Source organism: uncultured Paracoccus sp., from assembly GCF_945915435.1.
Classification (GTDB): Bacteria; Pseudomonadota; Alphaproteobacteria; order Rhodobacterales; family Rhodobacteraceae; genus Paracoccus.
On sequence record NZ_CAMEFG010000003.1, the window covers coordinates 63,620 to 88,405 of the forward strand.

The 24,786-nt window shown below is 66.9% G+C and carries 26 protein-coding genes; 18 read left to right on the plus strand and 8 right to left on the minus strand.

All coding sequences use genetic code 11. The features are described from left to right. Positions 1–7: 7 nt before the first annotated feature. The 4 genes from Q0O97_RS01900 to Q0O97_RS01915 all read right to left on the minus strand — a co-directional run bounded on the left by Q0O97_RS01900 (position 8) and on the right by Q0O97_RS01915 (position 4,179). Positions 8–1,219, minus strand: a complete 1,212-nt coding sequence (locus Q0O97_RS01900; RefSeq protein WP_294924018.1) for an acetyl-CoA C-acetyltransferase — start codon at positions 1,217–1,219, stop codon at positions 8–10. Between the two features lie 284 nt (positions 1,220–1,503). Then, entirely contained in the window at positions 1,504–3,282 is a 1,779-nt protein-coding gene (locus Q0O97_RS01905) for an acyl-CoA dehydrogenase C-terminal domain-containing protein (RefSeq protein WP_294924021.1), read from the minus strand. After that, a complete protein-coding gene (locus tag Q0O97_RS01910; protein ID WP_294924024.1) occupies positions 3,279–3,692 on the minus strand; it encodes a MerR family DNA-binding transcriptional regulator in 414 nt (137 codons plus the stop codon). The genes Q0O97_RS01905 and Q0O97_RS01910 overlap by 4 nt, the downstream gene beginning before the upstream one ends. 76 nt (positions 3,693–3,768) lie before the next feature. Then, positions 3,769–4,179: a MerR family DNA-binding transcriptional regulator gene (locus Q0O97_RS01915; RefSeq protein WP_294924204.1), complete on the minus strand. Its 411-nt coding sequence runs from the start codon at positions 4,177–4,179 to the stop codon at positions 3,769–3,771. Positions 4,180–4,460: 281 nt separating this feature from the next. On the opposite strand from Q0O97_RS01915, the gene Q0O97_RS01920 reads away from it, so the two are divergent. Genes Q0O97_RS01920 through Q0O97_RS01930 form a run of 3 tightly spaced genes read left to right on the plus strand, consistent with a single transcriptional unit; the run spans position 4,461 to position 6,872 of the window. Continuing rightward, on the plus strand, positions 4,461–4,985 hold the full coding sequence (locus Q0O97_RS01920) for a PaaI family thioesterase (protein WP_294924027.1): 525 nt from the start codon (positions 4,461–4,463) through the stop codon (positions 4,983–4,985). After that, complete coding sequence (locus tag Q0O97_RS01925; protein ID WP_294924030.1) at positions 4,982–5,503, plus strand: PaaI family thioesterase; 522 nt, start codon at positions 4,982–4,984, stop codon at positions 5,501–5,503. The genes Q0O97_RS01920 and Q0O97_RS01925 overlap by 4 nt, the downstream gene beginning before the upstream one ends. A gap of 58 nt (positions 5,504–5,561) precedes the next feature. Further along, positions 5,562–6,872, plus strand: a complete 1,311-nt coding sequence (locus tag Q0O97_RS01930; RefSeq protein ID WP_294924207.1) for an MATE family efflux transporter — start codon at positions 5,562–5,564, stop codon at positions 6,870–6,872. A 30-nt stretch (positions 6,873–6,902) separates the two neighbouring features. On the opposite strand, the gene Q0O97_RS01935 is transcribed toward Q0O97_RS01930, so the two are convergent. Next, entirely contained in the window at positions 6,903–7,217 is a 315-nt protein-coding gene (locus tag Q0O97_RS01935) for a DUF1476 domain-containing protein (RefSeq protein ID WP_294924033.1), read from the minus strand. Positions 7,218–7,350: 133 nt separating this feature from the next. On the opposite strand from Q0O97_RS01935, the gene purC reads away from it, so the two are divergent. From purC to rnr, 9 genes are all read left to right on the plus strand, one after another. After that, complete coding sequence (gene purC, locus Q0O97_RS01940; protein WP_294924035.1) at positions 7,351–8,115, plus strand: phosphoribosylaminoimidazolesuccinocarboxamide synthase; 765 nt, start codon at positions 7,351–7,353, stop codon at positions 8,113–8,115. A gap of 11 nt (positions 8,116–8,126) precedes the next feature. After that, the gene (purS, locus tag Q0O97_RS01945; protein WP_294924038.1) at positions 8,127–8,366 is read left to right on the plus strand and encodes a phosphoribosylformylglycinamidine synthase subunit PurS; all 240 of its coding nucleotides are present in this window, start codon (positions 8,127–8,129) and stop codon (positions 8,364–8,366) included. 27 nt (positions 8,367–8,393) lie between these two features. After that, entirely contained in the window at positions 8,394–9,266 is an 873-nt protein-coding gene (locus Q0O97_RS01950; protein WP_294924041.1) for a LysR family transcriptional regulator, read from the plus strand. Positions 9,267–9,343: 77 nt separating this feature from the next. Then, positions 9,344–9,835 (plus strand): formate dehydrogenase subunit gamma, encoded by a 492-nt coding sequence (locus Q0O97_RS01955; RefSeq protein WP_294924044.1) that lies wholly within the window; start codon positions 9,344–9,346, stop codon positions 9,833–9,835. After that, positions 9,832–11,382, plus strand: coding sequence for a formate dehydrogenase beta subunit (locus tag Q0O97_RS01960; RefSeq protein ID WP_294924047.1), 1,551 nt, complete (start codon positions 9,832–9,834; stop codon positions 11,380–11,382). Before Q0O97_RS01955 ends, Q0O97_RS01960 begins: the two co-directional genes overlap by 4 nt. Further along, on the plus strand, positions 11,379–14,258 hold the full coding sequence (fdhF, locus tag Q0O97_RS01965) for a formate dehydrogenase subunit alpha (protein ID WP_294924050.1): 2,880 nt from the start codon (positions 11,379–11,381) through the stop codon (positions 14,256–14,258). Before Q0O97_RS01960 ends, fdhF begins: the two co-directional genes overlap by 4 nt. An 8-nt stretch (positions 14,259–14,266) precedes the next feature. Further along, positions 14,267–15,061, plus strand: a complete 795-nt coding sequence (fdhD, locus tag Q0O97_RS01970; RefSeq protein ID WP_294924052.1) for a formate dehydrogenase accessory sulfurtransferase FdhD — start codon at positions 14,267–14,269, stop codon at positions 15,059–15,061. Between the two features lie 5 nt (positions 15,062–15,066). Beyond that, positions 15,067–15,288 (plus strand): formate dehydrogenase subunit delta, encoded by a 222-nt coding sequence (locus Q0O97_RS01975; RefSeq protein WP_294924055.1) that lies wholly within the window; start codon positions 15,067–15,069, stop codon positions 15,286–15,288. Between the two features lie 169 nt (positions 15,289–15,457). Beyond that, positions 15,458–17,698: a ribonuclease R gene (gene rnr, locus Q0O97_RS01980; protein ID WP_294924058.1), complete on the plus strand. Its 2,241-nt coding sequence runs from the start codon at positions 15,458–15,460 to the stop codon at positions 17,696–17,698. Between the two features lie 124 nt (positions 17,699–17,822). Here the strand turns inward: rnr and Q0O97_RS01985 are convergent, their stop codons facing one another. Then, positions 17,823–19,421 (minus strand): phosphoenolpyruvate carboxykinase, encoded by a 1,599-nt coding sequence (locus Q0O97_RS01985; protein ID WP_294924061.1) that lies wholly within the window; start codon positions 19,419–19,421, stop codon positions 17,823–17,825. A gap of 208 nt (positions 19,422–19,629) precedes the next feature. Here Q0O97_RS01985 and Q0O97_RS01990 point away from each other — a divergent pair, with 208 nt between their 5' ends. The 6 genes from Q0O97_RS01990 (at position 19,630) to Q0O97_RS02015 (ending at position 22,879) form a co-directional block, all read left to right on the plus strand. Further along, a complete protein-coding gene (locus Q0O97_RS01990) occupies positions 19,630–20,052 on the plus strand; it encodes a serine kinase (RefSeq protein WP_294924064.1) in 423 nt (140 codons plus the stop codon). Between the two features lie 33 nt (positions 20,053–20,085). After that, entirely contained in the window at positions 20,086–21,021 is a 936-nt protein-coding gene (rapZ, locus tag Q0O97_RS01995) for an RNase adapter RapZ (protein ID WP_294924210.1), read from the plus strand. After that, the gene (locus Q0O97_RS02000) at positions 21,018–21,443 is read left to right on the plus strand and encodes a PTS fructose transporter subunit IIA (RefSeq protein ID WP_294924067.1); all 426 of its coding nucleotides are present in this window, start codon (positions 21,018–21,020) and stop codon (positions 21,441–21,443) included. Before rapZ ends, Q0O97_RS02000 begins: the two co-directional genes overlap by 4 nt. Continuing rightward, on the plus strand, positions 21,440–21,718 hold the full coding sequence (locus Q0O97_RS02005) for an HPr family phosphocarrier protein (RefSeq protein ID WP_294924069.1): 279 nt from the start codon (positions 21,440–21,442) through the stop codon (positions 21,716–21,718). Before Q0O97_RS02000 ends, Q0O97_RS02005 begins: the two co-directional genes overlap by 4 nt. Before the next feature lie 9 nt (positions 21,719–21,727). Continuing rightward, the gene (locus Q0O97_RS02010; protein WP_294924072.1) at positions 21,728–22,339 is read left to right on the plus strand and encodes a TetR/AcrR family transcriptional regulator; all 612 of its coding nucleotides are present in this window, start codon (positions 21,728–21,730) and stop codon (positions 22,337–22,339) included. A gap of 162 nt (positions 22,340–22,501) precedes the next feature. Next, complete coding sequence (locus tag Q0O97_RS02015) at positions 22,502–22,879, plus strand: DUF2852 domain-containing protein (protein WP_294924213.1); 378 nt, start codon at positions 22,502–22,504, stop codon at positions 22,877–22,879. Positions 22,880–22,882: 3 nt separating this feature from the next. Here Q0O97_RS02015 and Q0O97_RS02020 read toward each other — a convergent pair whose 3' ends face one another. After that, complete coding sequence (locus tag Q0O97_RS02020; protein ID WP_294924075.1) at positions 22,883–23,407, minus strand: hypothetical protein; 525 nt, start codon at positions 23,405–23,407, stop codon at positions 22,883–22,885. A gap of 7 nt (positions 23,408–23,414) precedes the next feature. Further along, complete coding sequence (locus Q0O97_RS02025) at positions 23,415–24,785, minus strand: glutamate--cysteine ligase (protein ID WP_294924077.1); 1,371 nt, start codon at positions 24,783–24,785, stop codon at positions 23,415–23,417. Between the last annotated feature and the right edge of the window lies 1 nt (position 24,786).

Below are 24,786 nucleotides of genomic sequence, written 5' to 3' on the forward strand. Positions count from 1 at the left end.
TTCCCTTTCACACGCGTTCGATGATGGTGGCCGCGCCCATGCCCGAGGCGACGCAAAGCGTGGCCAGGCCGGTCGTCAGGTCGCGCCGTTCAAGTTCGTCCAGCAGGGTGCCGATCAGGATCGCCCCGGTCGCGCCAAGCGGATGGCCAAGCGCCATTGCGCCGCCGTTGACGTTGACGATATCCGGCGAGACCTCGAAGGCCTGCATGAAGCGCAAGACGACACTGGCGAAGGCCTCGTTCACCTCGAACAGGTCGATGTCGGAAATCGACATGCCGCTGTCGCGCAGGATCTTTTCGGTGACGGGCACGGGACCTGTCAGCATGATGGTGGGATCGGTGCCGATCTTGGCGGTGGCGCGGATGCGGGCGCGGGGCGTCAGCCCATGGGCCTGACCAAAGGCCGCATTGCCGATCAGCACGGCGGCGGCGCCATCGACGATCCCCGAGGAATTGCCCGCATGGTGGATATGGTTAATCGCCGCCAGATGCGGGTATTTCAGCATGGCCACCTTGTCGAAACCGGGCATGACCTCGCCCATATCCTTGAAGCTGGGCTTCAGCTTGGCCAAGTCCTCGATGGTGGTGCCGGGGCGCATGTGTTCGTCGCGCTCCAGCATCACCAACCCGTTCTGGTCGCGCACCGGCACGATGGATTTCGCGAAACGTCCCTCGTCCCAGGCCCGCGCGGCGCGGCGTTGCGATTCGACGGCCAGCGCGTCGGCCTGATCGCGGGTAAAGCCGTATTCGGTGGCGATGATGTCCGCCGAAATCCCCTGCGGCACGAAGCAGGTCGGGAAGGTCAGGCTCGGGTCCACGGCGATGGCGGCGCCGTCGCTGCCCATTGCAACGCGGCTCATCATCTCGACCCCGCCCGCGATGTAACCCGCGCCCGCGCCGCCACGGACCTGGTTGGCGGCAAGGTTCACCGCCTCCATCCCGCTGGCGCAGAAACGGTTGATCGACAGGCCCGGAATCCGCTCGTCCAGGTCCGATGCCAGCACGGCGGACCGCGCAAGGCAGCCGCCTTGCTCCATCACCTGCGTGGCATTGCCCCAGATGACGTCCTCGACGGCATGGCCTTCCAGCCCGTTGCGGGCCTTGACGGCGTTGAGCAGCCGGGCCGACAGCGCGACCGAGCTGACCTCGTGCAGGCTGCCGTCGGGCCGTCCCTTGCCGCGCGGCGTGCGGGCGGCGTCATAGATGAATGCGTCTGTCATGTTTCCTCCTTGACGGCCGGGCCATGCGGGCGGTGGATTTCTGCATGGACGTAAACCGTATCTTAACCCCTGCAAGATTACGATGACACCGCGGTACAGGCTGGGGAGCCGATGACCGCTGATGGAGAAAGCCCCGACCCACGCCTTGATGCCCAAGGGCCGCGCGCGGGTCGGGGCCGCCTCGTTTTCTTCATCACCCAAATACCCCCGCCGGAGGCGGTCCCGGACGTGCAACCCGGCGCGGCCTTTGCCAGGGGGGCGCGTATCGGGCGATAGGCATGGGCCTAGAACCGCTCGGGCGGCAGCGCCATGACGGGTGCGGCGCCGGACCGGATGCGGGCCAGGTGGACCGCCGTCGCGGGCAGTTGCCGCGCCATGTAATAGCGCCCGGTGTGCAGCTTGGTTTCCAGAAACGCGCGGTCGCCCTCGCCTGCATCCAGCGCGGCCTGCGCGGCGACGGCCATGCGCGCCCACATCAGCCCAAGCACGACATGGCCGGACAGGTGCATGAAGTCGTAGGATCCCGACAATGCCTCGTCCGGGTTCTTCAGCCCCTTTTCCATGAAGAAGGTCGCCGCCGCCTGCATGTCCTTGGATGCCGCCTTCAGCGGGTCGAGGAAATCGGCCTTCAGCGCCGCGTTGCCCTCATGTTCCTTGATGAAGGAAATCAGGTCGCGGAAGAAGGCCATGACATGCTTGCCGCCGTCCGCCGCCAGCTTGCGGCCCACCAGGTCCAGCGCCTGCACGCCGTTGGCGCCCTCGTAGATCGAGGTGATGCGGGCGTCGCGCACGAATTGCGACATGCCCTGTTCCTCGATATAGCCGTGGCCGCCATAGACCTGCTGCGCCAGCACGGTCGCGTCGAAACCCTTGTCGGTCAGGAACCCCTTGATGATCGGCGTCATCAGCGACACCAGCCCGTCGGCATCCGCATCGCCCGTGCGGGTGTGGCGGTCGATCAGGTGGCCGGCCCACATGACCAGCGCGCGCGCGCCTTCGACAAAGGATTTCTGCTCCATCAGGCTGCGGCGGATGTCGGGGTGGACGATCAGCGGATCCGCCGGGCCTGCCTGGTTCTGCGCACCTGTCGGCGCGCGGCCTTGCAGGCGCTCGCGGGCATAGCCCACCGCGTTCTGATAGGCGCCCGAGGCGATGGCGTAGCCTTGCAGGCCGACGCCGACGCGGGCCTCGTTCATCATGGTGAACATGGCGCGCATGCCCTTGTGCAGCTCGCCCAGCAGCCAGCCCTTGGCGCCGTCATAGTTCATGACGCAGGTGGCATTGCCGTGAATGCCCATCTTTTCCTCCAGCGCGCCGACCGAGACCGCGTTGTGTTCCCCGATCCTGCCGTCCTCGCCGACCAGGAACTTGGGCACGATGAACAGGCTGATGCCCTTCGTGCCCTCGCCCCCGCCCGGCGCCTTGGCCAGCACCAGGTGGATGACGTTTTCCGCCATATCGTGATCGCCCGCGGAAATGAAGATCTTCTGCCCGGTGATCAGATAGCTGCCGTCCTCCTGCGGCTCGGCCTTGGTGCGCAGAAGGCCGAGGTCGGTCCCCGCATGGGGTTCCGTCAGGTTCATCGTGCCGGTCCATTCGCAACTGGCAAGGCGCGGCAGATACATCTCCTTCTGCGCCTGCGTGCCGTGGCTGTGGATGGCGGAATAGGCGCCGTGGGTCAGGCCCTGATACATGTTGAAGGCCATGTTGGCGGCCACGAACATCTCGCCCGCTGCAAGGCTGACGACATAGGGCATGCCCTGCCCGCCATATTCGGGGTCGCAATCCAGCGCGGGCCAGCCGCCTTCGCGGATCAGGCCGAACGCCTCCTTGAAGCCGTCGGGCGTGCGCACGATGCCGTTTTCCAGGCGGCAGCCCTGCCGGTCGCCGGTGGCGTTCAGCGGCGCCAGCACGTCGCTGGCCAGCTTGCCCGCGGCGTCCAGGATGGCGGCGGTGAAGTCGCGGTCCAGCTCGTCATGCCCCGGCAGGCCGGATTCGGACAGCTTCAGCACATCGTGCAGGACGAATTGCAGGTCGCTGATGGGTGGTGCGTATTGGTTCATCGGTCCTCCGGTTTCGAGGCGGCCTCGGCCTTCAGCTTGCGCAGCGAGGCCTCGCCTTCCCCGATCTGCTGGTTCAGTTCGGCGATCGCCTGTCCCAGTTCGGCATATTGCTGGCGCATGTCGACCAGGCGTTCGCGCGCGGTGGCCAGCGCCGTCTCGGTCTGCGTGATGTTGCGCTCGGCGGGGTTGTAGAGTTCCAGTATCTCGCGGATCTGTTCCAGCGAGAAACCGAAACGCTTGCCGCGCAGGATCAGTTTCAGCCGGGCGCGGTCGGCCTTGCTGTAAAGCCGCTTCTGGCCGTGCCGGACGGGCGCCAGCAGGTCGCCGGATTCGTAGAAGCGCAGCGCCCGCGGCGTGACGCCGAAGGCTTCGCTCATCTGTCTTATGGTCATCACGTCGTCGTCCGGCATTGCGCCTCCCCTCCGGCTGACTGCGAACGGTCCGAGGATAGGCAGGCTTTACGCGAACGTAAACGTAAACGTGGCGTCAGCTTTCGGGCGGTGACGCCGCGTCGCCGCCTTCCATCCCGCGCAGGATCTGGCGGGTTTCGTCGCGCAGATGGCGCAATTCATCCATCGCTGCCTGCAAATCGGCCAGTTGCGCCGAGAGCGTTTCATACTGGCGGTCCGCCAGTTCGATCCAGGTGCGATATTGCTCGCGCGTGCCCTTCTGTTCGTAAAGCAGCAGCCATTGGCGGATGTCTTCCAGCGAAAAGCCGAAGCGCCTGCCGCGCAGGATCAGCTTCATCCGCGCGATCTCGCGCGGGCCATAGAAGCGCGCGCGGCCGACCTTCCGGGGGCTGAGCAATTCGATATATTCGTAATAGCGCAACGTGCGGGGCGTTACGTCGAAGCGGGCGCACATTTCCTTGAAATTTATGAAGCCGTCTTCAAGCATCAATCACAACTCATCCACGAATGGGATCACGCTAGACCACGGCCCGGCGAAACTCAACATCCATGCCTGCGCGCGAAGCGACGACATCCATGCCGGCGCGCAAGGCGACGACCATGCCCGCAGGCGGAAAGGGGCGGAGATACCCGCGCCGAAGCAGCGACCATACCCGCGCCGGGACGGCGACCATACCCGCGCCGGGACGGCGACGGGCCGTCACGCTTGCGGGCGGGGGCGGGGCTGGTTAACCCTGAAGGCGTCACGGTCAGCGGAAAAGTGAGACGATGGTCCCCTCCGATAATGCGCGGCATCGCGCCAAACTCGCCCGCCAGTTCATCGAGGCGATCCCCCATGCCGCGGCCCTGGGCATGCGCATCGACGGGCTTGGCCCCGAGGGTGCGGTGATCTCGATGCCCTGGGACGCGCGTTTCGTGGGCGATCCGCGGTCGGGGGTGATCCACGGGGGTGTCGTCTCGGCGCTGATGGACACCTGCGCCGGTGCGGCGGTGCTGGGACGCGAGGCGGGGATCGTCTCGACCGCGACGATCGACCTGCGCATCGACTACATGCGCGGCGCGGCGCGCGGGCAGCGGATCACGGCGCATGCGACCTGCTACCATATGACGCGCTCAGTCGCCTTCGTGCGGGCATGGGCCTCGGACGAGGATAGCGAGAACCCCGTGGCCGTCGCCACCGGGGCCTTTACCTACGAACGCGCGGGGGCGGCGACCAGCGAACGCGCGGGGACCGCGACCGACGAACGCGCGGGGACCGCGACCAACGAACGCGCGGGGACCGCGACGCCATGACCGCCCCCGAACCCGTCGAAAGCCTGCGCCGCCGCCGCGACGACGCCCTTGCCGCCATCGTGCAGGGCATCCCCTATGCCGCCTGGCTGGGTGTCGGCTTCGACCGGCGCGGGGACGAACTGACCGCCGTGCTGCGCTACGACCGCAAGCAGATCGGCAACCCGCTGCTGCCCGCGCTGCATGGCGGGGCCATCGCCGCCTTCCTGGAAATCGCCGCCGTGGTCCACCTGACATGGGCGCGAAGCTGGGACGGGATGGAGGCGGGGCGGATCATCCCCCGTGCGGGCGATCCCGACAGCCTGCCGCGCCTGCCCAAGACCATCGACATCACCATCGACTACCTGCGCAGCGGGCTGGCCCGCGACGCCTATGCCCGCGCGCGGATCGTGCGTTCGGGCCGCCGCTACGCCAGCGTCCAGGTCGAGGCGTGGCAGGACAACCGCGACCGCCTTTTCGCACAGGCGACCTGCCATTTCCTGATGCCGCAGGATCAGCCCCCCTTACCCGGAGGCAAGTGACTTGACCGCAGGCGGGGCCGAGGCCCGGACACCGCCCGATCAGGGCGCAAGGCCGGCGCTGACCGACCGGCGGGTGCTGGCGATCGCGCTGCCCATCGTGCTGTCGAACGCCACCATCCCGATCCTGGGGGCGGTCGATACCGGGGTGATCGGGCAGTTGGGCGATGCGGCGGCGCTTGGTGCGGTGGGGCTGGGGGCGGTGATCCTGACCTCGATCTACTGGGTCTTCGGGTTTCTGCGCATGGGCACCTCGGGGCTGGTGGCGCAGTCGCGCGGCGCGGGCGACGCGGTCGAGGAAGGCGCGCACCTGCTGCGCGCGCTGGTCATCGCGCTGGTGGCGGGGCTGGGGCTGGTCGCCTTGCAGGGACCGCTGGTGCATCTGGCCTTTTCGCTGGCGCCCGCATCCCAGGGGGTCGAGGCGCTGGCCCGCGACTACCTGTCGATCCGCATCTGGGGCGCGCCCGCGACCATCGCGCTTTACGGCATCACCGGCTGGCTGATCGCGGTCGAGCGCACCCGTGCCGTCCTGATGCTGCAACTGGTCATCAACGGCACCAATATCGCGCTGGACCTGTGGTTCGTCCTTGGCCTTGGCTGGGGCGTCAAGGGCGTGGCGACGGCCACCCTGATCGCGGAAATGGGCGGCCTGGCTCTTGGCCTGTGGCTGGCGCGGGCGGCCCTTGGCGCGGCATGGCGGGGCACCGGCAGCGCGGCGGTGCTGTTCGCGCGCGACAAGCTGCGCCGCTTCATGGGGGTGAACGGGGACATCCTGGTGCGCTCGGTCCTGTTGCAGGGCAGTTTCACCAGCTTCATGTTCCTTGCGGCGGGGCAGGGCGACGTGACGTTGGCGGCCAACCAGGTGCTGATGCAATTTTTGTCCTTCACCTCTTACGGGCTGGACGGCTTCGCCTTTGCCGCCGAAACGCTGGTCGGGCAGGCGGTGGGCGCGCGCGACCGGGCGCGGCTGCGGCGCGCCGTCGCGCTGACCTGCAAATGGGGGGCGATCGGGGGGCTGGCGATCAGCCTGGCCTGGCTGCTGGCGGGACCGGCGATCATCGACCTGCTGACCCGCTCGCCCGAGATCCGGGCCGAGGCGCGGCTTTACCTGCCCTGGCTGATCCTTGCGCCCGCCATCGGCGTCGCCAGCTATATGCTGGACGGCATCTTCATCGGCGCGACCCGCACGGGCGAGATGCGCAATGCGATGATCGTCTCGGTCGCGGTCTATGCGGGGCTGGTGGCCGTGCTGGCGCCCTTGATGGGCAACCACGGGCTATGGGCGGCGCTGACGGTGCTGAACCTGCTGCGCGCGCTGACGCTGGCGCGCTACTGGCCGCGCGTCCTGTCCGCCGCCGACGGGAATGGCTGACGCGCCCCGGAAAGGGACGCGCCGAAGCGGTCAGGATTCCTCGACGATCTGGCGGCGTGCCTCAAGGCGCAGCTCGGCCATCCTGGCGCGGATGGCGGCTTCGTCGACCTTGCCCGCAAGATCGGCATGCAGCTTGCGAAAGACGTCCTCTTCGCCCGGTTCGTCGAAATCGGCGCTGACGACTTCCAGCGCATAGGCGCGCGCCTCGTCGCCGGACTTGCCCAGGACCTCGGCCGCCCATTCGCCCAGCAGGCGGTTGCGGCGCGCCTCTGCCTTGAAATTCAGCTCGGCGTCATGGGCGAATTTCGCCTCGTAGCCGCGCTCTCGATCGTCAAAAGTGGTCATCCGGGCCTCCGTTGCCTTGGGGGTCGCTGTTTTCCCGTCCGGTATGCGCAAGTGACCGCGTTCCTGCAAGCCCGTATTGCCCAATGCCCCCGACTTGGCCTATAGCCCGTTAAACACGGGAAAGGCGCGACACATGGCCCCACGGCGCAAGAAGATATACGAAGGCAAGGCGAAGATCCTTTACGAAGGCACCGAGCCGGGCACATTGATCCAGTATTTCAAGGACGACGCCACTGCGTTCAACGCGCAGAAGAAGGCCGTGGTCGAGGGCAAGGGGGTGCTGAACAACCGCCTGTCCGAGTTCTTCATGACCGGGCTGACCAATATCGGCGTGCCCAACCACTTCATCCGCCGCATCAACATGCGCGAGCAGTTGATCCGCCAGGTCGAGATCATCCCGCTGGAGGTGATCGTGCGCAATTTCGCCGCCGGTTCCATCGCCAAGCGGCTGGGGCTGGAGGAAGGGACGCCCCTGCCGCGGCCCATCGTCGAATATTCCTTCAAGAACGACGAACTCGGCGACCCGATGGTGTCCGAGGAATACATCATCGCCTTCGGCTGGGCCGCGCAGCAGGATCTGGACGACATCGTTTCGCTGGCGCTGCGGGTCAACGACTTCCTGTCCGGCGTGTTCTTCGGCGTCGGCATCAAGCTGATCGACTTCAAGATCGAGATCGGCCGCATCTGGGACGGCGATTTCATGCGCCTGATCGTGGCCGACGAAATCAGCCCGGATTCGTGCCGTTTGTGGGACGTCAAGACCGGGCAGAAGCTGGACAAGGACGTGTTCCGCCGCGACCTGGGCAACCTGACCGACGCCTATACCGAGGTCGCACGCCGCCTTGGCCTGATGCCCGCCAACACCACCAACATCACCAAGCCCACGCTGATCAACTGAAAGGCCCGCCGATGAAAGCCCGTGTCACCATCATGCTGAAGGACGGCGTTCTGGACCCGCAGGGCGAGGCGATCCGCCACGCGCTTGGCGGGCTTGGTTTCGGCGGGGTCGAGGGCGTGCGGCAAGGCAAGGTGATCGAACTGGACCTGGCCGCCACCGACGCCGATGCCGCACAGGCCGAGGTCGCGCGCATGTGCGAAAGCCTGCTGGCCAACACGGTGATCGAGAAATACGCGGTCGAGATCGTCTGATCCCGGCCCGCAGCCGGGGGGACGGCGATGATCGACCGGCTGAACATGTTCATCACCCTCGCGCGCGAACGCCATTTCGGGCGCGCCGCCGAATCGCTTGGCATCACCCAGCCCACGCTTTCCTCGGCCATCCGCGCGCTTGAGGATCAACTGGGCGTCCAGCTTGTCCGGCGCGGTTCGCGCTTTCAGGGCCTGACCCCCGAGGGCGAGCGGGTGCTGGCATGGGCGCGCCGCATCGTCGCCGACGCCCGCACCATGCAGGCCGAGATGCGCGCCAGCCGCGAAGGCGTCACGGGCCGGCTGCGTCTCGGCGTGATCCCGACCGCCATGCCGCGCATCGCCGAACTGACCGGCCCGCTGCTGGTGCGCCACCCCAATATCGGCGTGACAATCCTGTCGCGATCCTCGGACCAGATCCGCGACCAGATCGAGGCGCTGGAACTGGATGCGGGTGTCACCTATCTGGACAGCGAACCGCTTGGCCGCGTCCAGTCGGTGGCGCTGTATCGCGAAACCTATTGCCTGATCGACCGCACCGAGGCCGCCGGTCCCGTAACCTGGGCCGAGGCCGCGCGCCGTCCGCTGTGCCTGCTGACCACCGACATGCAGAACCGCCGCATCGTCCAGCGCCATCTGACGCAGGCCGGGGCCGAGGCCGCGCCGCGGGTCGAATCGACCTCGATGCTGGCGATCCTTGCCCATGTGACCACCGGCGATTGGGCGGCGATCCTGCCGCGCGGTCTGGTCGAGGGCCTGCCGATGCCCGAGGGCGTCCGCGCCCGCGCCCTGTCCGGGCGCGGCCATATGGTCGGGCTGGTCGCCCCCGCGCGAGAGCCGCATCCCCCGCTGGTCGATGCGCTGCTGCGGGCGGGTCGTGCGATAGAAAAATCCAATGGATAGACGGCACATCGCGATTGTTTCGGCTATCGTTCGCCCCTAACCTGCGGCGAATTAAGCCAGTTTGGAACAGACCAGCCATGCCCTCGACGCCACAGGACAGCGTTTTCGACAGCGATTCGCAGGACCGCCTCGACCGGATCATCGCGACCCATGCCGGGCGCGAAGGTCCGTTGCTGCCGATCCTGCACGACGTGCAGGCCGAATGGGGCATGATTCCCGAGGAAGCGCAGCCGATCATCGCCAAGGCGCTTGGCCTGACGCGGGCCGAGGTCTACGGGGTCGTCAGCTTCTACCACGATTTCCGCGACCATCCCGCCGGGCCGCATGTGCTGCGCCTGTGCCGGGCCGAGGCCTGCATCTCGATGGGCGGCGACGAGCTTGCCGATCAGATCTGCCGCGCGCTTGGCATCGGCTGGCACGAGACGACGCCCGACGGCAGGCTGACGCTTGAGCCGGTCTTTTGCCTTGGGCTGTGCGCCTGCGCGCCCTCGGCGGAACTGGATGGCAAGCTGATCGGGCGGGCCGATGCGGCGCGGATCTCGCGCATGGTGGCCGAGGTGCGGGCATGAGGATCTTCGTTCCCATCGACGCCGCCGCCCGCGCACTTGGCGCGGATGAGGTCGCCAGCGCACTGGAAGCCGCGCTGCAAGATCAAGGGGTTGGCGCGCGGATCATCCGCAACGGCACCCGCGGCATGATCTGGCTGGAACCGCTGGTCGAGGTCGAGCGGGACGGCATCCGCCACGGTTTCGGCCCCGTGACGCCCGAGGACGTGCCCGCGCTGGTCGCTGCGCTGGCGGCGGGTGGGCTGGACCATCCCCGCGCGCTTGGCCCGGTCGAGGATCTGCCCTGGATGCGCGGCCAGACCCGCCTGACCTTTGCCCGCGTCGGCGTGACCGATCCCGTCAGCATGGCCGATTATCAGGCGCATGGTGGGCTGGCGGGCCTGCGCGCCGCCATCGCGGCGGGACCCGAGGGCATCATCGGGCAGGTCATGGAATCGGGCCTGCGCGGTCGCGGCGGCGCGGGTTTCCCGACCGCGATCAAGTGGAAAACCGTGGCGGGGGCGGACGGCCCGCAGAAATACATCATCTGCAACGCCGATGAAGGCGACAGCGGCAGTTTCGCCGACCGGATGCTGATGGAGGGCGACCCCCTTTGCCTGATCGAGGGCATGGCCATCGCCGCCATCGCCACCGGCGCGACGCAGGGCTATGTCTATATCCGCAGCGAATACCCCGACGCGATCCGCGCCATGACCGAGGCCATCGGCGCCGCCCGCCGCCACGGGATGCTGGGCGAGGCGATGCTTGGATCACGTTTCGGTTACGATATGGAGGTCCGCGTGGGCGCGGGCGCCTATGTCTGCGGCGAGGAAACCAGCCTGCTCAACAGCCTGGAAGGCAAGCGCGGCGTGGTCCGCGCCAAGCCGCCACTGCCCGCGTTGCAGGGGTTCCTGGGGCGGCCCACGGTGGTCAACAACGTGCTGTCGCTGGCCGCCGTGCCCTGGATCATGGAACACGGTGGCGCGGCCTATGGCGCGCTTGGCATCGGGCGGTCCAAGGGCACGATCCCGATCCAGATCGCGGGCAACGTCCGCCACGGGGGCCTCTATGAGGCCGCCTTCGGCATGTCTCTGGGCCAGATCGTGATGGAGATCGGCGGCGGCACCGCCTCGGGGCGTCCGGTCAAGGCGGTGCAGGTCGGCGGGCCGCTTGGCGCCTATATCCCGCCCGCGCATTTCGACGTGCCCTTCGGCTACGAGGAACTGGCGGGCAAGGACGGATTGCTGGGCCATGCCGGGATCACGGTTTTCGACGATACCGCCGACGCGCTGAAGCTGGCGCGTTTCGCGATGGAGTTCTGCGCCGTCGAATCCTGCGGCAAATGCACGCCCTGCCGCATCGGCTCGATCCGCGCGGTCGAGACGCTGGACCGGATCGCTGCGGGCGACGGTGATGCCATCCCGATTCTGACCGATCTTTGCAATACGATGAAATGGGGTTCGCTCTGCGCGCTCGGGGGGTTCGCGCCCTTTCCGGTGATGTCGCTGCTGACCCATTTCCCCGATGAATTCACCGGGCCGGCCAACGCCCGGAAGGAGGCCGCAGAATGAAGGATTTCATCATTCCCGACCGCGACATGGGCACGCCCGCGTCGAAGTCCGACGTCATGGTGACGCTGAACGTGGACGGGCGGCAGGTCACGGTCCCGGCGGGCACATCGGTCATGCGCGCGGCGGCCGAGGCCGGGATCGCGGTCCCCAAGTTGTGCGCGACCGACCATCTTGAGGCCTTCGGGTCCTGCCGCCTCTGCGTCGTCCAGATCGACGGGATGCGCGGCACGCCCGCATCCTGCACCACGCCGGTGGCCGAGGGCATGGTCGTCCACACCCAGACCGACGAGGTGGCGCAGATCCGCCGCGGCGTGATGGAGCTTTACATCAGCGACCATCCGCTGGACTGCCTGACCTGCGCCGCCAACGGCGATTGCGAATTGCAGGACATGGCGGGTGCCGTGGGCCTGCGGGAAGTTCGCTACGACGCGCCGAAAAACCACTTCGCCCAACGAACCGCCACAGGCCCGAACCCGGAATACCGGCCCAAGGACCAGTCGAACCCCTATTTCACCTTCGACCCGGCGAAATGCATCGTCTGTTCGCGCTGCGTCCGCGCGTGCGAGGACGTGCAGGGCACCTTCGCCCTGACCATCGAGGGGCGCGGCTTCGACAGCCGGGTCAGCGCGGGGATGGGGTCGGACAGCTTCCTGTCCTCGGATTGCGTGTCCTGCGGGGCCTGCGTGCAGGTCTGCCCGACCGCGACCCTGGTCGAGAACAAGGTGATCGAGATCGGCACCCCCGAGCATATCGTCAAGACGACATGCGCCTATTGCGGCGTCGGCTGTTCGTTCGATGCGCATATGCGGGGCGAGGAAGTCGTGCGCATGGTCCCCAGCAAGGGCGGCAAGGCCAACCACGGCCATAGCTGCGTCAAGGGCCGCTTCGCCTGGGGCTATGCCACCCACCGCGAACGCATCCTGCGCCCGATGGTGCGCGAGAAGATCACCGACCCGTGGCGGGAAGTCGATTGGGACGAGGCGCTGGACTTCGCCGCCACCCGGTTGCGCCGCGCGCAGGACGATCACGGCAAGAATGCCATCGGGGTCATCACCTCGTCGCGCTGCACGAACGAGGAAACCTATCTGGTCCAGAAGCTGGCCCGCGCGGTTTTCGGCAACAACAACACCGACACCTGCGCGCGCGTCTGCCATTCGCCCACCGGCTACGGGCTGGGGCAGGCCTTCGGGACATCCGCCGGGACGCATGACTTCGATTCGGTCGAGGACACCGACCTGGCGCTGGTGATCGGCGCGAACCCGACCGACGGGCATCCGGTATTCGCCAGCCGGTTGCGCAAGCGGATGCGTCAGGGGGCCGGGCTGATCGTGATCGACCCGCGCCGCATCGACCTGCTGGAAACGCCCCATATGGGTATGGGGATGCACCTGCCGCTGCGTCCGGGCACGAATGTCGCCGTGCTGACCTCGCTGGCCCATGTCATCGTGACGGAAGGGCTTTATGATGAGGATTTCATCCGCAGCCGCTGCGATTGGGACGAGTTCCGCACCTATATGGATTTCGCCGCCGACCCCCGCCATTCGCCCGATGAGGTCGAAAAGCTGTCGTGTGTCCCCGCCGGTCTGATCCGGCAGGCGGCGCGCGCCTATGCGGCGGCGCCCCGTGCCAGCATCTATTACGGCTTGGGCGTGACGGAACATTCGCAAGGCTCGACCACGGTGATGGCGATCGCCAACCTTGCGATGATGACCGGCAACATCGGCGAGCCGGGAACCGGCGTGAACCCCCTGCGCGGCCAGAACAACGTGCAGGGTTCATGCGACATGGGATCCTTCCCGCATGAATTTCCGGGCTACCGCCATGTCGGCGATCAGGCCACGCGCGAGCTTTACGAACGCATCTGGGGCGTGCCCCTGTCCGATGAGCCGGGCCTGCGCATTCCCAACATGTTCGATGCCGCGCTGGCGGGGAACTTCCGGGGCCTTTATTGCCAGGGCGAGGATATCGTGCAATCCGACCCCGACACGCAGCATGTCACCTCGGCGCTGAAGGCGATGGATATCGTGATCGTGCAGGACCTGTTCCTGAACGAGACCTCGAACTACGCCCATGTGCTGCTGCCGGGGTCCAGCTTTCTTGAAAAGGACGGCACCTTCACCAATGCCGAGCGCCGCATCAACATGGTCCGCCGCTGCATGACGCCCAAGAACGGCCATGCCGATTGGGAAATCACCCAGATGCTGGCCAACCGCATGGGCGCGGGTTGGACCTATACCCACCCGAGCGAGATCATGGAGGAGATCGCGCTGACCACCCCCAGTTTCGCGGGCGTCAGCTTCGACCTGCTGGACCGCGTGGGTTCGGTGCAATGGCCCTGCAACGAGGCCGCGCCGCTTGGCACGCCGGTCATGCATCTGGACGGCTTCGTGCGCGGCAAGGGGCGCTTCCTGCACACCGAATATGTCGCGACCGAGGAACGCAGCGGCCCGCGCTTCCCGCTGCTGCTGACGACCGGGCGGATCCTGTCGCAATACAATGTCGGCGCACAGACCCGGCGGACCGAGAACCTCGCCTGGCACGCCGAGGATGTGCTGGAAATCCACCCCTCGGACGCCGAGAATCGCGGTGTGCGTCAGGGCGATTGGGTGCGCGTTGCCTCGCGTTCGGGGGAAACGACGCTGCGCGCCCATATCACCGACCGCGTGGCGCCGGGCGTGGTCTATACGACCTTCCATCACCCGACGAATCAGGTGAATGTGATCACGACCGACAATTCGGACTGGGCGACCAACTGCCCCGAATTCAAGGTCACGGCGGTGCAGGTCAGCCCCTCGAACGGGCCGACGGACTGGCAGCGGGACTATCGCAGCCACTCGGACCTTGCGCGCCGGATCATGCAGACGGCGGCGGAATGAAGGATGCGATGGATGTGATGCAATGGCGCGGGGGCGCATGGGTGCCCGGAACGCCCCCGCCCGCGCCCGAGGAAATCCCCATAGCCATCGTGATCGACGGCATGTCCCAGGCCGTGCTGATGGCGACTCCGCATGACTTGCAGGACTTCGCGACCGGATTCGCCCTGACCGAGGGCATGATCGCCGACCCCGCCGACATCACCGGGTTCGAGACCGTCCCCGTCGAAACCCGCGGTCTGCCGGGGGTCGAGGCGCGGCTTTGGTTGCGCCCCGGCCTCTCGGTCGGGCTGCTCGAACGGCGGCGCAGCATGATCGGCCCGGTCGGCTGCGGGCTGTGCGGCGTCGACAGTATCGAGGCCGCGCTGCCCCGGATCACCCCCGTCACGGGCAGCTTCACCATGCCGCCCGAGGACGTCGCCCGCGCGATGGCGGCCATGTCGCAGGGCCAGACCCGCCGCCGTGACACCCCTGCCATCCACGGCGCGGGCTTCTGGGACGGCAGCCGCGCCATCGTGCGCGAAGACGTGGGCCGCCACAACGCGCTGGACAAGCTGGCGGGCGCGCTGGCACGGCAGGGCATCGACGGGGCGGCGGGGGCGGTCGTGATGTCCTCGCGCCTCTCGGTCGATCTGGTGCAGAAGGCTGCGCGGATCGGCGCCCCCATCCTGATCGGCGCCAGCGCCCCCACCGGGCTGGCGCTGCAATGGGCCGAGGCGGCGGGGCTGACCCTGATCGCCCGCGCCCGCGGCGAGGAATTCGACCTTTTCACCCACCCGCGCCGCATCGCGCGCCCGGCAGGATGACCGACATGGCAAGTGACAAGCTGATCCGCATGGCCACGCAGATGGCCGATTTCTTCCGCAACCAGCCCGGCATCGACCCGGCCGAGGCCGTCGGGGGCCATATCAACCAGTTCTGGAGCTACGCGATGCGCCGCGACTTTCTGGCCCTGATCCATGCGGATGCCGATGCCGACCCCATCGTCCGCACCGCCGCCGGTTTCGTCCGGCTTCCCCAGCAGGCGGACTGATCGCCGGTTTCTTCATCACCCAAATACCCAGGGGAACGCCCCGAAAGCCCCGTCGAGGGGCCTTCGGGGCGGGGGGCATAGCCCCCGGCCACGCAGGCCAACCTTGCGAAAGCGTGCCGGTGCGCTTTTGCCCCTGCCACCCGGCTTTCTTCGGTGCTAATCTGGGCGAATGGCTCAGATCCCCTCTCGACAGCAGATCCTCGAATGGGTCGCGGACAATCCCGACGCGACCTCGAAACGCGACATCGCCAAGGCCTTCGGCATCAAGGGCGCCGAGAGGATCGAGCTGAAGCGCATCCTCAAGGAACTCGAATCCGAGGGGCTGCTGGAACGCCGACGCCGCCATTACCTGGATGCCGAGCGCCTGCCGCCCGTCACCGTCGTCCAGATCCTGTCGCCCGACGGCGACGGCGACCTGTTTGCCCGTCCGCTGGAATGGCAGGGCGACGGCCCGCAGCCCCGTATCCTCTTCGTGCCCCGCCGCGCCGATCCCGCCATAGGTCCCGGCGAGCGTATCCTTGCCCGCCTGGTCGAGGTCGCGGGCGAGGATCACCAATATGAGGCCCGCCTGATCCGCCGCATCGGCCACACCCCGCAGAAACTCGTCGGCATCTTCCGCAAGGAAACCGAGGGCGGGCGCATCCTGCCCATCGACAAGGGCCAGGACAAGGAATGGCGCGTCCTGCCCGACGCAACCCAGGGCGCACAGGACGGTGAGCTGGTCGAGGCCGAACAGGCCGGATCGCGCGCCCGTCTCGGCCTGCCGCTGGCGCGCATCACCGAGCGGCTCGGCGATCCTTCCGCCCCGCGCGCGGTCAGCCTGATTGCGATCCACCAGCACGGTATTCCCGACGAATTCTCCGATGCCGCCATCCAGCAGGCCGACGCCGCCCGACCTGCCACCATGAAGGGGCGCGAGGACATGCGCGACCTGCCGCTGGTCACCATCGACCCGGCGGATGCGCGCGATCACGACGACGCCGTCGCCGCGCAGATCGAGGAGGACGGCGGCGCGACCATCTGGGTCGCCATCGCCGACGTGGCCCATTACGTCACACCGGGAAGCGCGCTGGACCGCGAGGCCCGCCATCGCGGCAATTCGACCTATTTCCCCGACCGCGTGGTGCCGATGCTGCCCGATATCCTGTCGGGCGATCTCTGTTCGCTGCACGAGGGCGTCGACCGCCCGGTGATCGCGGTCAGGATGCGGCTGGACGCCGAGGGCAACAAGCTCTCGCACCGTTTCCATCGCGGCATGATGCGCTCGCGCGCCAGCCTTGCCTATGAACAGGCGCAGGCCGCCGCCGACGGCAGCCCCGACGCGCAGGCCGAGCCGCTGATGGACGGCGTGATCCGCCCCCTCTGGCATGCCTACGGCCTGCTGCGACAGGCCCGCGCCCGCCGCCAGCCGCTGGAACTGGACCTGCCCGAGCGGCATATCGTGCTGGCCGAGGACGGGCGGGTGAAATCCGTGAACTTCCGCGACCGCTTCGACGCGCACAAGCTGATCGAGGAGTTCATGGTGCTGGCCAATGTCGCCGCCGCCGAGGAACTGATCGACAAGCGCCGCCCGCTGCTGTTCCGCGTCCACGAGGAACCCAGCCTCGAAAAGATCGACGCGCTGCGCGAGGTCGCGCAGGCCTCGGGCTTCACGCTGGCCAAGGGGCAGGTGCTGCAAACCCGCCACCTGAACCGGCTGCTGGAACAGGCGCAGGGCACCGATTTCGACGAATTGATCAATGTCAGCGCGCTCAGGTCCATGACGCAGGCCTATTACGACCCTGAAAACCTTGGCCATTTCGGGCTGGCGCTGAAATCTTACGCGCATTTCACCTCGCCCATCCGTCGCTATTCCGACCTGGTCGTGCATCGCGCGCTGATCACCGCGCATGGCTGGGGCAAGGACGGGCTGTCGCCGCAGGACATCGAGAACCTTTCGGAAACCGCCCGGCAGATCAGCGAGACCGAGCGCCGCTCGATGGCCGCCGAACGCGACACGACCGACCGCTACCTCGCGGCTTACCTGTCGGATCGCGTGGGGGCGGAATTCACGGGCCGGATCAACGGCGTGCAGCGTTTCGGCGCCTTCGTCCGACTGGACGAGACCGGCGCCGACGGCCTTCTGCCCATCCGCGAGATCGGGCGCGAATATTTTGTCTACGACCCCGATAACCAGACCCTGATGGGGTCCGAAACCGGGCTGGAAATCGGCATCGGCCAGCGCGTCACCGTGCGCCTTTCCGAAGCCGTGCCGCTGACGGGTGGGCTGATGCTGGAACTGCTGGAACTGGAAGGCAAACCCCTGCCGCGCGGCCCGCAGACCCGCAAGGGCGGCGCGCGGCGCAGGCCGCTGCAATCGCGGCTGAAGGAAATCAAGCGCGCCGCCAAGCGCAGGCGCAAGCGCCCCTGACCGCCCCGAAAAGGAAAATGCAGGAAAACGAAAAAAGGCAGGGCCGGACCCCGCCTTTCTTCATCATCCAAATACCCATGCCAAGGATGCCACCAGGCGGCCACGCCGCCCGGTGAACGCGGCCTCAGCCGATGGCGGCGGCGCGCACGTCGTCGTCGATCTTGTCGGCATATTGGGCAAAGTTGTCGCTGAACATGCCGACCAGCTTGCGGGCCTGCGCGTCATAGGCGGTGGGATCGGCCCAGGTCTGGCGCGGGTCCAGCAGCTTGTCCTCGACCCCTGGAACCGAAACCGGCACGTCGAAGCCGAAATTCGGGTCCTTGCGGAACTCGACCCCGCCAAGCGAGCCATCCAGCGCCGCCGCCAGCAGCGCGCGGGTCGCCGCGATGGGCATGCGGCGGCCCGTGCCGAAGGCCCCACCGGTCCAGCCGGTATTGACCAGCCAGCAATGCGCCCCCGATTTGGCGATGCGTTCCTGCAACAGCTTGCCGTATTCCTCGGGGCGGCGCGGCATGAAGGGCGCGCCGAAACAGGTCGAGAAGGTCGGGATCGGCTCGGTCACGCCGACCTCGGTCCCCGGCGTTTTCGAGGTGAAGCCCGACAGGAAATGATACATCGCCTGCGCGGGCGTCAGCCGTGCGATGGGGGGCAGCACGCCATAGGCGTCGCAGGTCAGCATGATGACGTTGCGGGGCTGGCCGCCAAGCGAATCGTCCGATGCGTTCGAGATGTAATGCAGCGGATAGGCGCAACGCATGTTGTCGGTGATCGAGTTGTCCTCGAAATCCAGCTCCAGCGTGTCGGGGTCGTGGACCATGTTCTCGATCACGGTCGCGAAGGTGCTGGTCGTCTTGTAGATTTCCGGCTCGGCCCTGGGCGAGAGGTTGATGGTCTTGGCGTAGCAGCCGCCCTCGAAGTTGAAGATGCCGCGGTCCGACCAGCCATGTTCGTCATCGCCGATCAGCACGCGCGAGGGTTCGGCGGAAAGCGTCGTCTTGCCCGTGCCCGACAGGCCGAAGAAGATCGCCACGTCGTCCTTGTCGCCCGGCGCGTGGTTGGCCGAGCAATGCATCGGCATCACGCCCTTGGCGGGCAGCAGGTAGTTCAGCAGCGTGAACACGCCCTTCTTGTTTTCGCCGGCATATTGGGTGTTGCCGATCAGGATCAGCTTCTTTTCGAAATTCAGCGCGATCACGGTTTCGCTGCGGCAGCCGTGGCGCTCGGGGTCGGCCTTGAAGCTGGGGCAGTTGATGATGGTGAACTCGGGCGTGAAGCCTGCCAGTTCCGCCGCATCGGGGCGGCGCAGCAGGTGGCGGATGAACAGCCCGTGCCATGCCAGTTCCGTGACCACGCGCACATCCAGCCGCAGCGCGGGATCGGCGCCGCCGAACAGGTCCTGCACGAAATAGTCGCCGCCCTTCATATGGGCCAGCATGTCGGCATGCAGGCGGTCGAAGGCCTCGGGGTTCATCGGCTGGTTGTTGTCCCACCAGATCGAATCCTCGACCGAGGGGGTGCGGACGACGAACTTGTCCTTGGGCGAACGGCCGGTGTGCTTGCCGGTGGTGACAAGGAACGCGCCGCCCCGGCCCAGCTTGCCTTCGCCGCGTTCGATCGCGGCGTTGATCAGCGAGGGTTCGAGCAGGTTGTAATAGACGTTGCCCAGCCCCGTGATTCCCTGGTCTTCCAGACGGCAGTTGGGGTTAACGCGCGGTGTGGCCATTGCTCATATGCTCCTGGATGAAGGATCGTCCGCCGGGCGATCATTGCCCCGTGCTATAACATGCAGGTTTCGTGAAGGAAGTCCGCGCGGGCGGCAGTTAGCGCAACCATAAATGTTTAGCGCAATCATTTGCCGCGCGTTTGACCTTTCGTGAGGGTGCCATACCCTGCCATACCGAAAAACGCGCGGTTGCAATCAGGGGGGCAAGGTGATTCGGCCTGTGAACATCCACGGCTCTTGCGTGGCGCTTGGCGGGCGGGGCGTCCTGATCCTGGGGCCGTCGGGGGCGGGGAAATCCTCGCTTGCGCTGGACCTGATGGCGATGGGGGCGGGGCTGGTTTCCGATGACCGGACGCTGCTGTGGCAGGGCGGCGACGGGATACTGGCCGACGCCCCCGACAGGTTGCGCGGGCGGATCGAGGCGCGGGGCGTGGGCATCCTTGCCGCCGATCCGCTTGGCCCGGTCGCGGTCGCGCTGGTCGTCGACCTGGGAACGCCCGAGGACAGCCGCCTGCCCCCCGCGCGCGAATATTTGTTGCTGGACAGGCCCTTGCCCCTTGTTCTTGGGCCATATTCCTTCCATCTTGCCCCAAGGTTAAGGCAGCTTATCGCAAAGGGCAGGGTGCATTAGATGGCTTCCGGCGCGCTTGAAGGCGACAGTGACATGCAGCGGCTGGTGCTGGTGACGGGACCGTCCGGGGCGGGCCGCTCGACCGCGATCAACGTGCTTGAGGACCTGGGGTATGAGGCGATCGACAACCTGCCCCTGTCGCTTGTGCCGCGCCTGCTGGACGGTCCCGCGCGGCCCGTGCCGCTGGCGCTTGGGCTGGACGTGCGCAACCGTGACTTTTCGGCCTCGAACCTGATCGAACTGATCGACCGGCTGACGCGGATGCCCGATTACGCGCCCGAGGTGCTTTATCTGGACTGCTCGCCCGAACATCTGCTGCGCCGCTTCAACGAAACCCGCCGCCGCCACCCGCTGACCCCCGAGGGCGACCCCCTGCAAGGGATCGAGGCCGAGCGCGACCTGCTGGCCCCCATCCGCGTGCGCGCCGATGTGCTGATCGACACCACCGAACTGTCGCCCCACGACCTGCGCGAGGAGTTGTCGCAATGGTTCGGCGGCGGGCGCGACCGGCGGCTGGTGGTCTCGGTCCAGTCGTTTTCCTACAAGCGGGGCGTGCCGCGCGGGGTCGATGTGATGTTCGACTGCCGCTTTCTGAACAACCCCCATTGGGAACCTGCGCTGAGGGCGCTGGACGGCCGCGACCGCGCCGTTCAGGACTATGTGAAGGCCGATCCGCGATTCGCCGAGTTCTTTGAAAAGGTCAGGGATCTTGTTCTTTTCACCCTGCCTGCCCATCTGAAAGAGGGAAAGACGCATCTCGCCATCGGCTTCGGGTGTACCGGAGGGCAACACCGTTCCGTCACTTTGGCCGAGAAGATGGCCGATTCTCTTGCAGAAGCCGGCTGGCAGGTGTCTAAACGTCATAGGGAACTTGAACGCCGTCATCTGGCGACGGCACCCGCGGAGGAACCCGATCCCGCGGTGCCCGCCAGGGATGCGCAGCCGTCGATGTGTGGTGGTAGGAATTGATTGGAATTGTGATCGTGGGGCATGGCGGTCTGGCGCGGGAATATCTTCTTGCCGTCGAACATGTCGTTGGCCCGCAAAAGGGTATCAAGGCCGTCATGATCGAGGAAAATCATGATCGTGGCCAGAAACAGACCGAAATCTGCGAAGCGGCGGATGCGGTCGATACCGGCGATGGCGTGGTAGTGGTGACGGATCTGTTCGGCGGCTCGCCCTCGAACCTGTCGCTGCTGGCCTGTTCGACGGATAATCGCGCGATCCTTTACGGCGCGAACCTGCCCTTGCTGGTCAAGCTGGCCAAGTCGCGCCACATGTCCGTGCCCGATGCCGTGATCGCGGCCAAGCAGGCGGGGCGCAAATACATCAACAGTTATGACGTGAACGCCGCCCCGGTCCCGTCGGTGCAAAGACAGGCGGTTTCATGAGCGCTTCGGTGACCCAGGACCTTCAGATCATCAACGAAAAGGGTCTGCACGCCCGCGCCAGCGCGAAATTCGTCGAAACGGTCGAACGGTTCGACGCCAGCGCGATGGTGGAAAAGGACGGGCTTGAGGTGTCGGGCGATTCGATCATGGGCCTTTTGATGCTGACCGCGCCGCGCGGCAGCACGATCCGCGTCACCGCCAGCGGCGCGCAGGCGGGCGAACTGGTGCAGGCGCTGTCCGAACTGGTCAACGATTACTTCGGCGAAGGCATGTAGGGCGGTCGGTTGGGCCGCAAGAGCTATCATCACGGCGATCTGAAGAACGCCCTGGTCGAAGCCACCACCCGCCTGATCGAGCAGAAAGGCCCGCTGGCCTTCACCCTGGCCGAGGCCGCGCGGCTGGCCGGGGTCAGCGCCGCCGCGCCCTATCGCCATTTCGCCGGGCGCGACGAATTGCTGGCCGAGGTTGCGCGTCAGGGCTTCGTCGAGTTTTCCGACCGGCTGGATGCCGCTTTCGGCGACGGGCGCCCAAGCCCGCTTGGCGCCTTCATCCGCATGGGCCACGCTTACCTGCGTTTCGCGCAGGACCGGCAGGGCCTTTACATGGCCATGTTCGAGGCCGGGGTCAGCTATCCCGCCAACTCGCCCACCGGGATCGCGGCAGCGCGGGCGCATCGGATCCTGGTCGCGGGATCGGCGGCGCTGTTTGCCCATCTGCCCGCCGCCGAGCGCCCGCCCGCGACGATGGTGGCGAATCATCTCTGGGCGCAAAGCCACGGAATCGTGGAACTTTTTACCCGCGGCAACGCTGCCGGCCGCTCGCCCATATCGGCGCAGGACATGCTGGAAAGCGCCCTGCTGATCTATCTGCGCGGGCTTGGCGTCATCCCGCACTGACCTGCCCGCCCGCAGTTTTTCGCCGAAAACTTCCGACGGGGGATTGAACGGCGCCTTGTCTGCCCCATCTATGTTAATGTGATTAACATTGACGCCGCGCCGGATGGGCGGGGCCGCAGAAAAGGGAAGGACCAGGGAATGAACACAACGACCGCGCAATGGATGCCGTCCTCGGGGCGCCATCGATTCGGCCCGCTGATCGCCGCGCGCGACTGGCTGGACGAACGGGGCAAGTTCGCATGGATCATCGCGATGATCCTTGGCTTCGTCGCCTTCTGGCCGCTCGGCCTTGCCATTCTGGCCTATATGATCTGGAGCAAACGCATGTTTTCCTGCAACCACAGCCGCCGCGCGCGTCACGGCGCATTCACGCCCACCGGGAACTCTGCCTTCGACAGCTACCGCGAGGAAACGCTGAAGCGGCTTGAGGACGAACATGACGAGTTCATGGGCTTCCTGCAAAAGCTGCGCGACGCCAAGGACAAGGCCGAGTTCGACGAGTTCATGCGCAGCCGCCAGGAAACCGCCCGGCAGGCATAGGCCTTAACGCGGCGGCCTGCGGTCGGCGACCAGCCTGGGCGTGCGGGGCTTTGCGACAGGTTGAGGGGGTGCCGGTTCCGCCGGCGCCCTTTGCGCTGCCGGTTCGGCGGGCTGCGGACGCGGCATGGCGCGGGTGCTGAAGACGGGCCGCGTCGCGGGCGGGACCGGGGCGGGGGCGGGCTCCTCGGGCGGCAGGTCGTCGGCAGCCATGTCCAGGTCAGGCTGCGGCGCGGGCCGGGGCGCATCGTCGCGGGTCGCGCGAAGCGGTGCGCGTCCGCCCCCGCGTTCCAGCAGCGCGATCATGCGGCGGCTGTTGTCGTGCATCCCGATTGCCAGATAGGCGCAGCCCGCAACCGAGAAAACCGCCAGCAGACCGCCCAGAAGGATGACAAGCGCGCGCAAGAGCGGCTCGGTTTCGCCCTGCGCCTGATAGGCGGTCCAGCCTGCCAGCCCGGCCACGGCAAGGATGGCAAGCAGGGTCAGGATGTTCAGCAGGCGCTCGAAGCCGGTCAGGAAAAAGCGCCGCATGGTCACCTCAATAGCTGCGTTCGGCGTAGATCCGCGTCAGGTCGTGGTTCCACGCGCCGTTGTATTCTTCCAGCAGTTCATCCGCCGGAACGCGGCCATTGTCCACGCTTTCTCGCAAAGTGTTGAGGAAATGTGTCTCATCCGGGACCAGCCCGCCCGCGCCGGATCTTGCGCGGGCGCGCAGGCCCGTTTCGGCGATGTCCAGCACCTCGCGGGCAAGGTCCTGCATCCGCCGTCCGCCGACCTCGGCCTGCAAGGCGTCGCGGCCCGCCGCGCGGCGCCAGCCTTCGCGGGTTTCCGCGTCCCAACCCTTGACCAGATCCCATGCGGCGTCCAGCGCGCCCTGGTCGTAAAGCAGCCCGACCCATAGCGCGGGCAGGGCGCAAAGCCGCCGCCACGGGCCGCCGTCGGCGCCGCGCATCTCGATGAATTTCTTGACGCGGGCCTCGGGGAAAACCGTGGTCAGGTGGTCGGCCCAATCGGAAAGGGTCGGCACCTCGCCCGGCAGGGCGGGCAGGCGGCCTTGCAGGAAATCGCGGAAGCTCTGGCCGAGCGCGTCGATATACTTGCCGTCGCGATAGACGAAATACATCGGCACATCAAGCACATAGTCCACCCAACGCTGATAGCCCATGCCATCCTCGAAGGCGAAGGGCAGCATGCCCGTGCGCGCCTCGTCCAGATTCTGCCAGATATGGGCGCGCCAGCTTTTCATCCCGTTGGGTTTGCCGTCCAGAAAGGGCGAGTTCGCGAAAAGCGCCGTCGCCACGGGTTGCAGCGCCAGCGCCACGCGCAACTTCTGCACCATGTCGGCCTCGCTGCCGAAATCCAGGTTCACCTGCACGGTGCAGGTGCGATACATCATCTGTTTGCCAAGGGTGCCGACGCGATCCATGTAATCGGTCATCAGCCGATAGCGCCCCTTGGGCATCATGGGCATGTCGTCCTGACCCCAGATCGGGGCGGCGCCAAGGCCGATGAAGCCCGCGCCGATGGTCCGGGCGACCTCTTCGACCTCGGCCAGGTGCTGGTTCACCTCGTCGCAGGTCTGGTGAATGGTTTCCAGCGGTGCGCCGGACAGTTCGAACTGGCCGCCGGGTTCCAGGCTGATATTGGCGCCGTCGCGGGTCAGGCCGATGATCTTGCCGTCCTCTTCGACCGGGGACCAGCCGAAGCGTTCGCGCATCCCTTCCAGCATGGCCTTGATCGAGACGGGGCCGTCATAGGGCAGCGGCATCAGATCGCCCTGCCGATAGCCGAATTTCTCATGCTCGGTGCCGATGCGCCAGTCCTCGCGCGGCTTTTCGCCCGAGGCGATGTATTCGACAAGCTGGTCGGGATGTTCGATCGGGCCGCCGCCCTGCTGAGGAATGGACATC

What these genes read in the sequence shown, in the direction of transcription:
- Q0O97_RS01900 (WP_294924018.1), bottom strand. Translation starts at nt 1,219, where the DNA reads ATGACAGACGCATTCATCTATGACGCCGCCCGCACGCCGCGCGGCAAG.
- Q0O97_RS01905 (WP_294924021.1), bottom strand. Translation starts at nt 3,282, where the DNA reads ATGAACCAATACGCACCACCCATCAGCGACCTGCAATTCGTCCTGCAC.
- Q0O97_RS01910 (WP_294924024.1), bottom strand. Translation starts at nt 3,692, where the DNA reads ATGCCGGACGACGACGTGATGACCATAAGACAGATGAGCGAAGCCTTC.
- Q0O97_RS01915 (WP_294924204.1), bottom strand. Translation starts at nt 4,179, where the DNA reads ATGCTTGAAGACGGCTTCATAAATTTCAAGGAAATGTGCGCCCGCTTC.
- Q0O97_RS01920 (WP_294924027.1), top strand. Translation starts at nt 4,461, where the DNA reads ATGGTCCCCTCCGATAATGCGCGGCATCGCGCCAAACTCGCCCGCCAG.
- Q0O97_RS01925 (WP_294924030.1), top strand. Translation starts at nt 4,982, where the DNA reads ATGACCGCCCCCGAACCCGTCGAAAGCCTGCGCCGCCGCCGCGACGAC.
- Q0O97_RS01935 (WP_294924033.1), bottom strand. Translation starts at nt 7,217, where the DNA reads ATGACCACTTTTGACGATCGAGAGCGCGGCTACGAGGCGAAATTCGCC.
- purC (WP_294924035.1), top strand. Translation starts at nt 7,351, where the DNA reads ATGGCCCCACGGCGCAAGAAGATATACGAAGGCAAGGCGAAGATCCTT.
- purS (WP_294924038.1), top strand. Translation starts at nt 8,127, where the DNA reads ATGAAAGCCCGTGTCACCATCATGCTGAAGGACGGCGTTCTGGACCCG.
- Q0O97_RS01950 (WP_294924041.1), top strand. Translation starts at nt 8,394, where the DNA reads ATGATCGACCGGCTGAACATGTTCATCACCCTCGCGCGCGAACGCCAT.
- Q0O97_RS01955 (WP_294924044.1), top strand. Translation starts at nt 9,344, where the DNA reads ATGCCCTCGACGCCACAGGACAGCGTTTTCGACAGCGATTCGCAGGAC.
- Q0O97_RS01960 (WP_294924047.1), top strand. Translation starts at nt 9,832, where the DNA reads ATGAGGATCTTCGTTCCCATCGACGCCGCCGCCCGCGCACTTGGCGCG.
- fdhF (WP_294924050.1), top strand. Translation starts at nt 11,379, where the DNA reads ATGAAGGATTTCATCATTCCCGACCGCGACATGGGCACGCCCGCGTCG.
- fdhD (WP_294924052.1), top strand. Translation starts at nt 14,267, where the DNA reads ATGGATGTGATGCAATGGCGCGGGGGCGCATGGGTGCCCGGAACGCCC.
- Q0O97_RS01975 (WP_294924055.1), top strand. Translation starts at nt 15,067, where the DNA reads ATGGCAAGTGACAAGCTGATCCGCATGGCCACGCAGATGGCCGATTTC.
- rnr (WP_294924058.1), top strand. Translation starts at nt 15,458, where the DNA reads ATGGCTCAGATCCCCTCTCGACAGCAGATCCTCGAATGGGTCGCGGAC.
- Q0O97_RS01985 (WP_294924061.1), bottom strand. Translation starts at nt 19,421, where the DNA reads ATGGCCACACCGCGCGTTAACCCCAACTGCCGTCTGGAAGACCAGGGA.
- rapZ (WP_294924210.1), top strand. Translation starts at nt 20,086, where the DNA reads ATGCAGCGGCTGGTGCTGGTGACGGGACCGTCCGGGGCGGGCCGCTCG.
- Q0O97_RS02005 (WP_294924069.1), top strand. Translation starts at nt 21,440, where the DNA reads ATGAGCGCTTCGGTGACCCAGGACCTTCAGATCATCAACGAAAAGGGT.
- Q0O97_RS02015 (WP_294924213.1), top strand. Translation starts at nt 22,502, where the DNA reads ATGCCGTCCTCGGGGCGCCATCGATTCGGCCCGCTGATCGCCGCGCGC.
- Q0O97_RS02020 (WP_294924075.1), bottom strand. Translation starts at nt 23,407, where the DNA reads ATGCGGCGCTTTTTCCTGACCGGCTTCGAGCGCCTGCTGAACATCCTG.
- Q0O97_RS02025 (WP_294924077.1), bottom strand. Translation starts at nt 24,785, where the DNA reads ATGTCCATTCCTCAGCAGGGCGGCGGCCCGATCGAACATCCCGACCAG.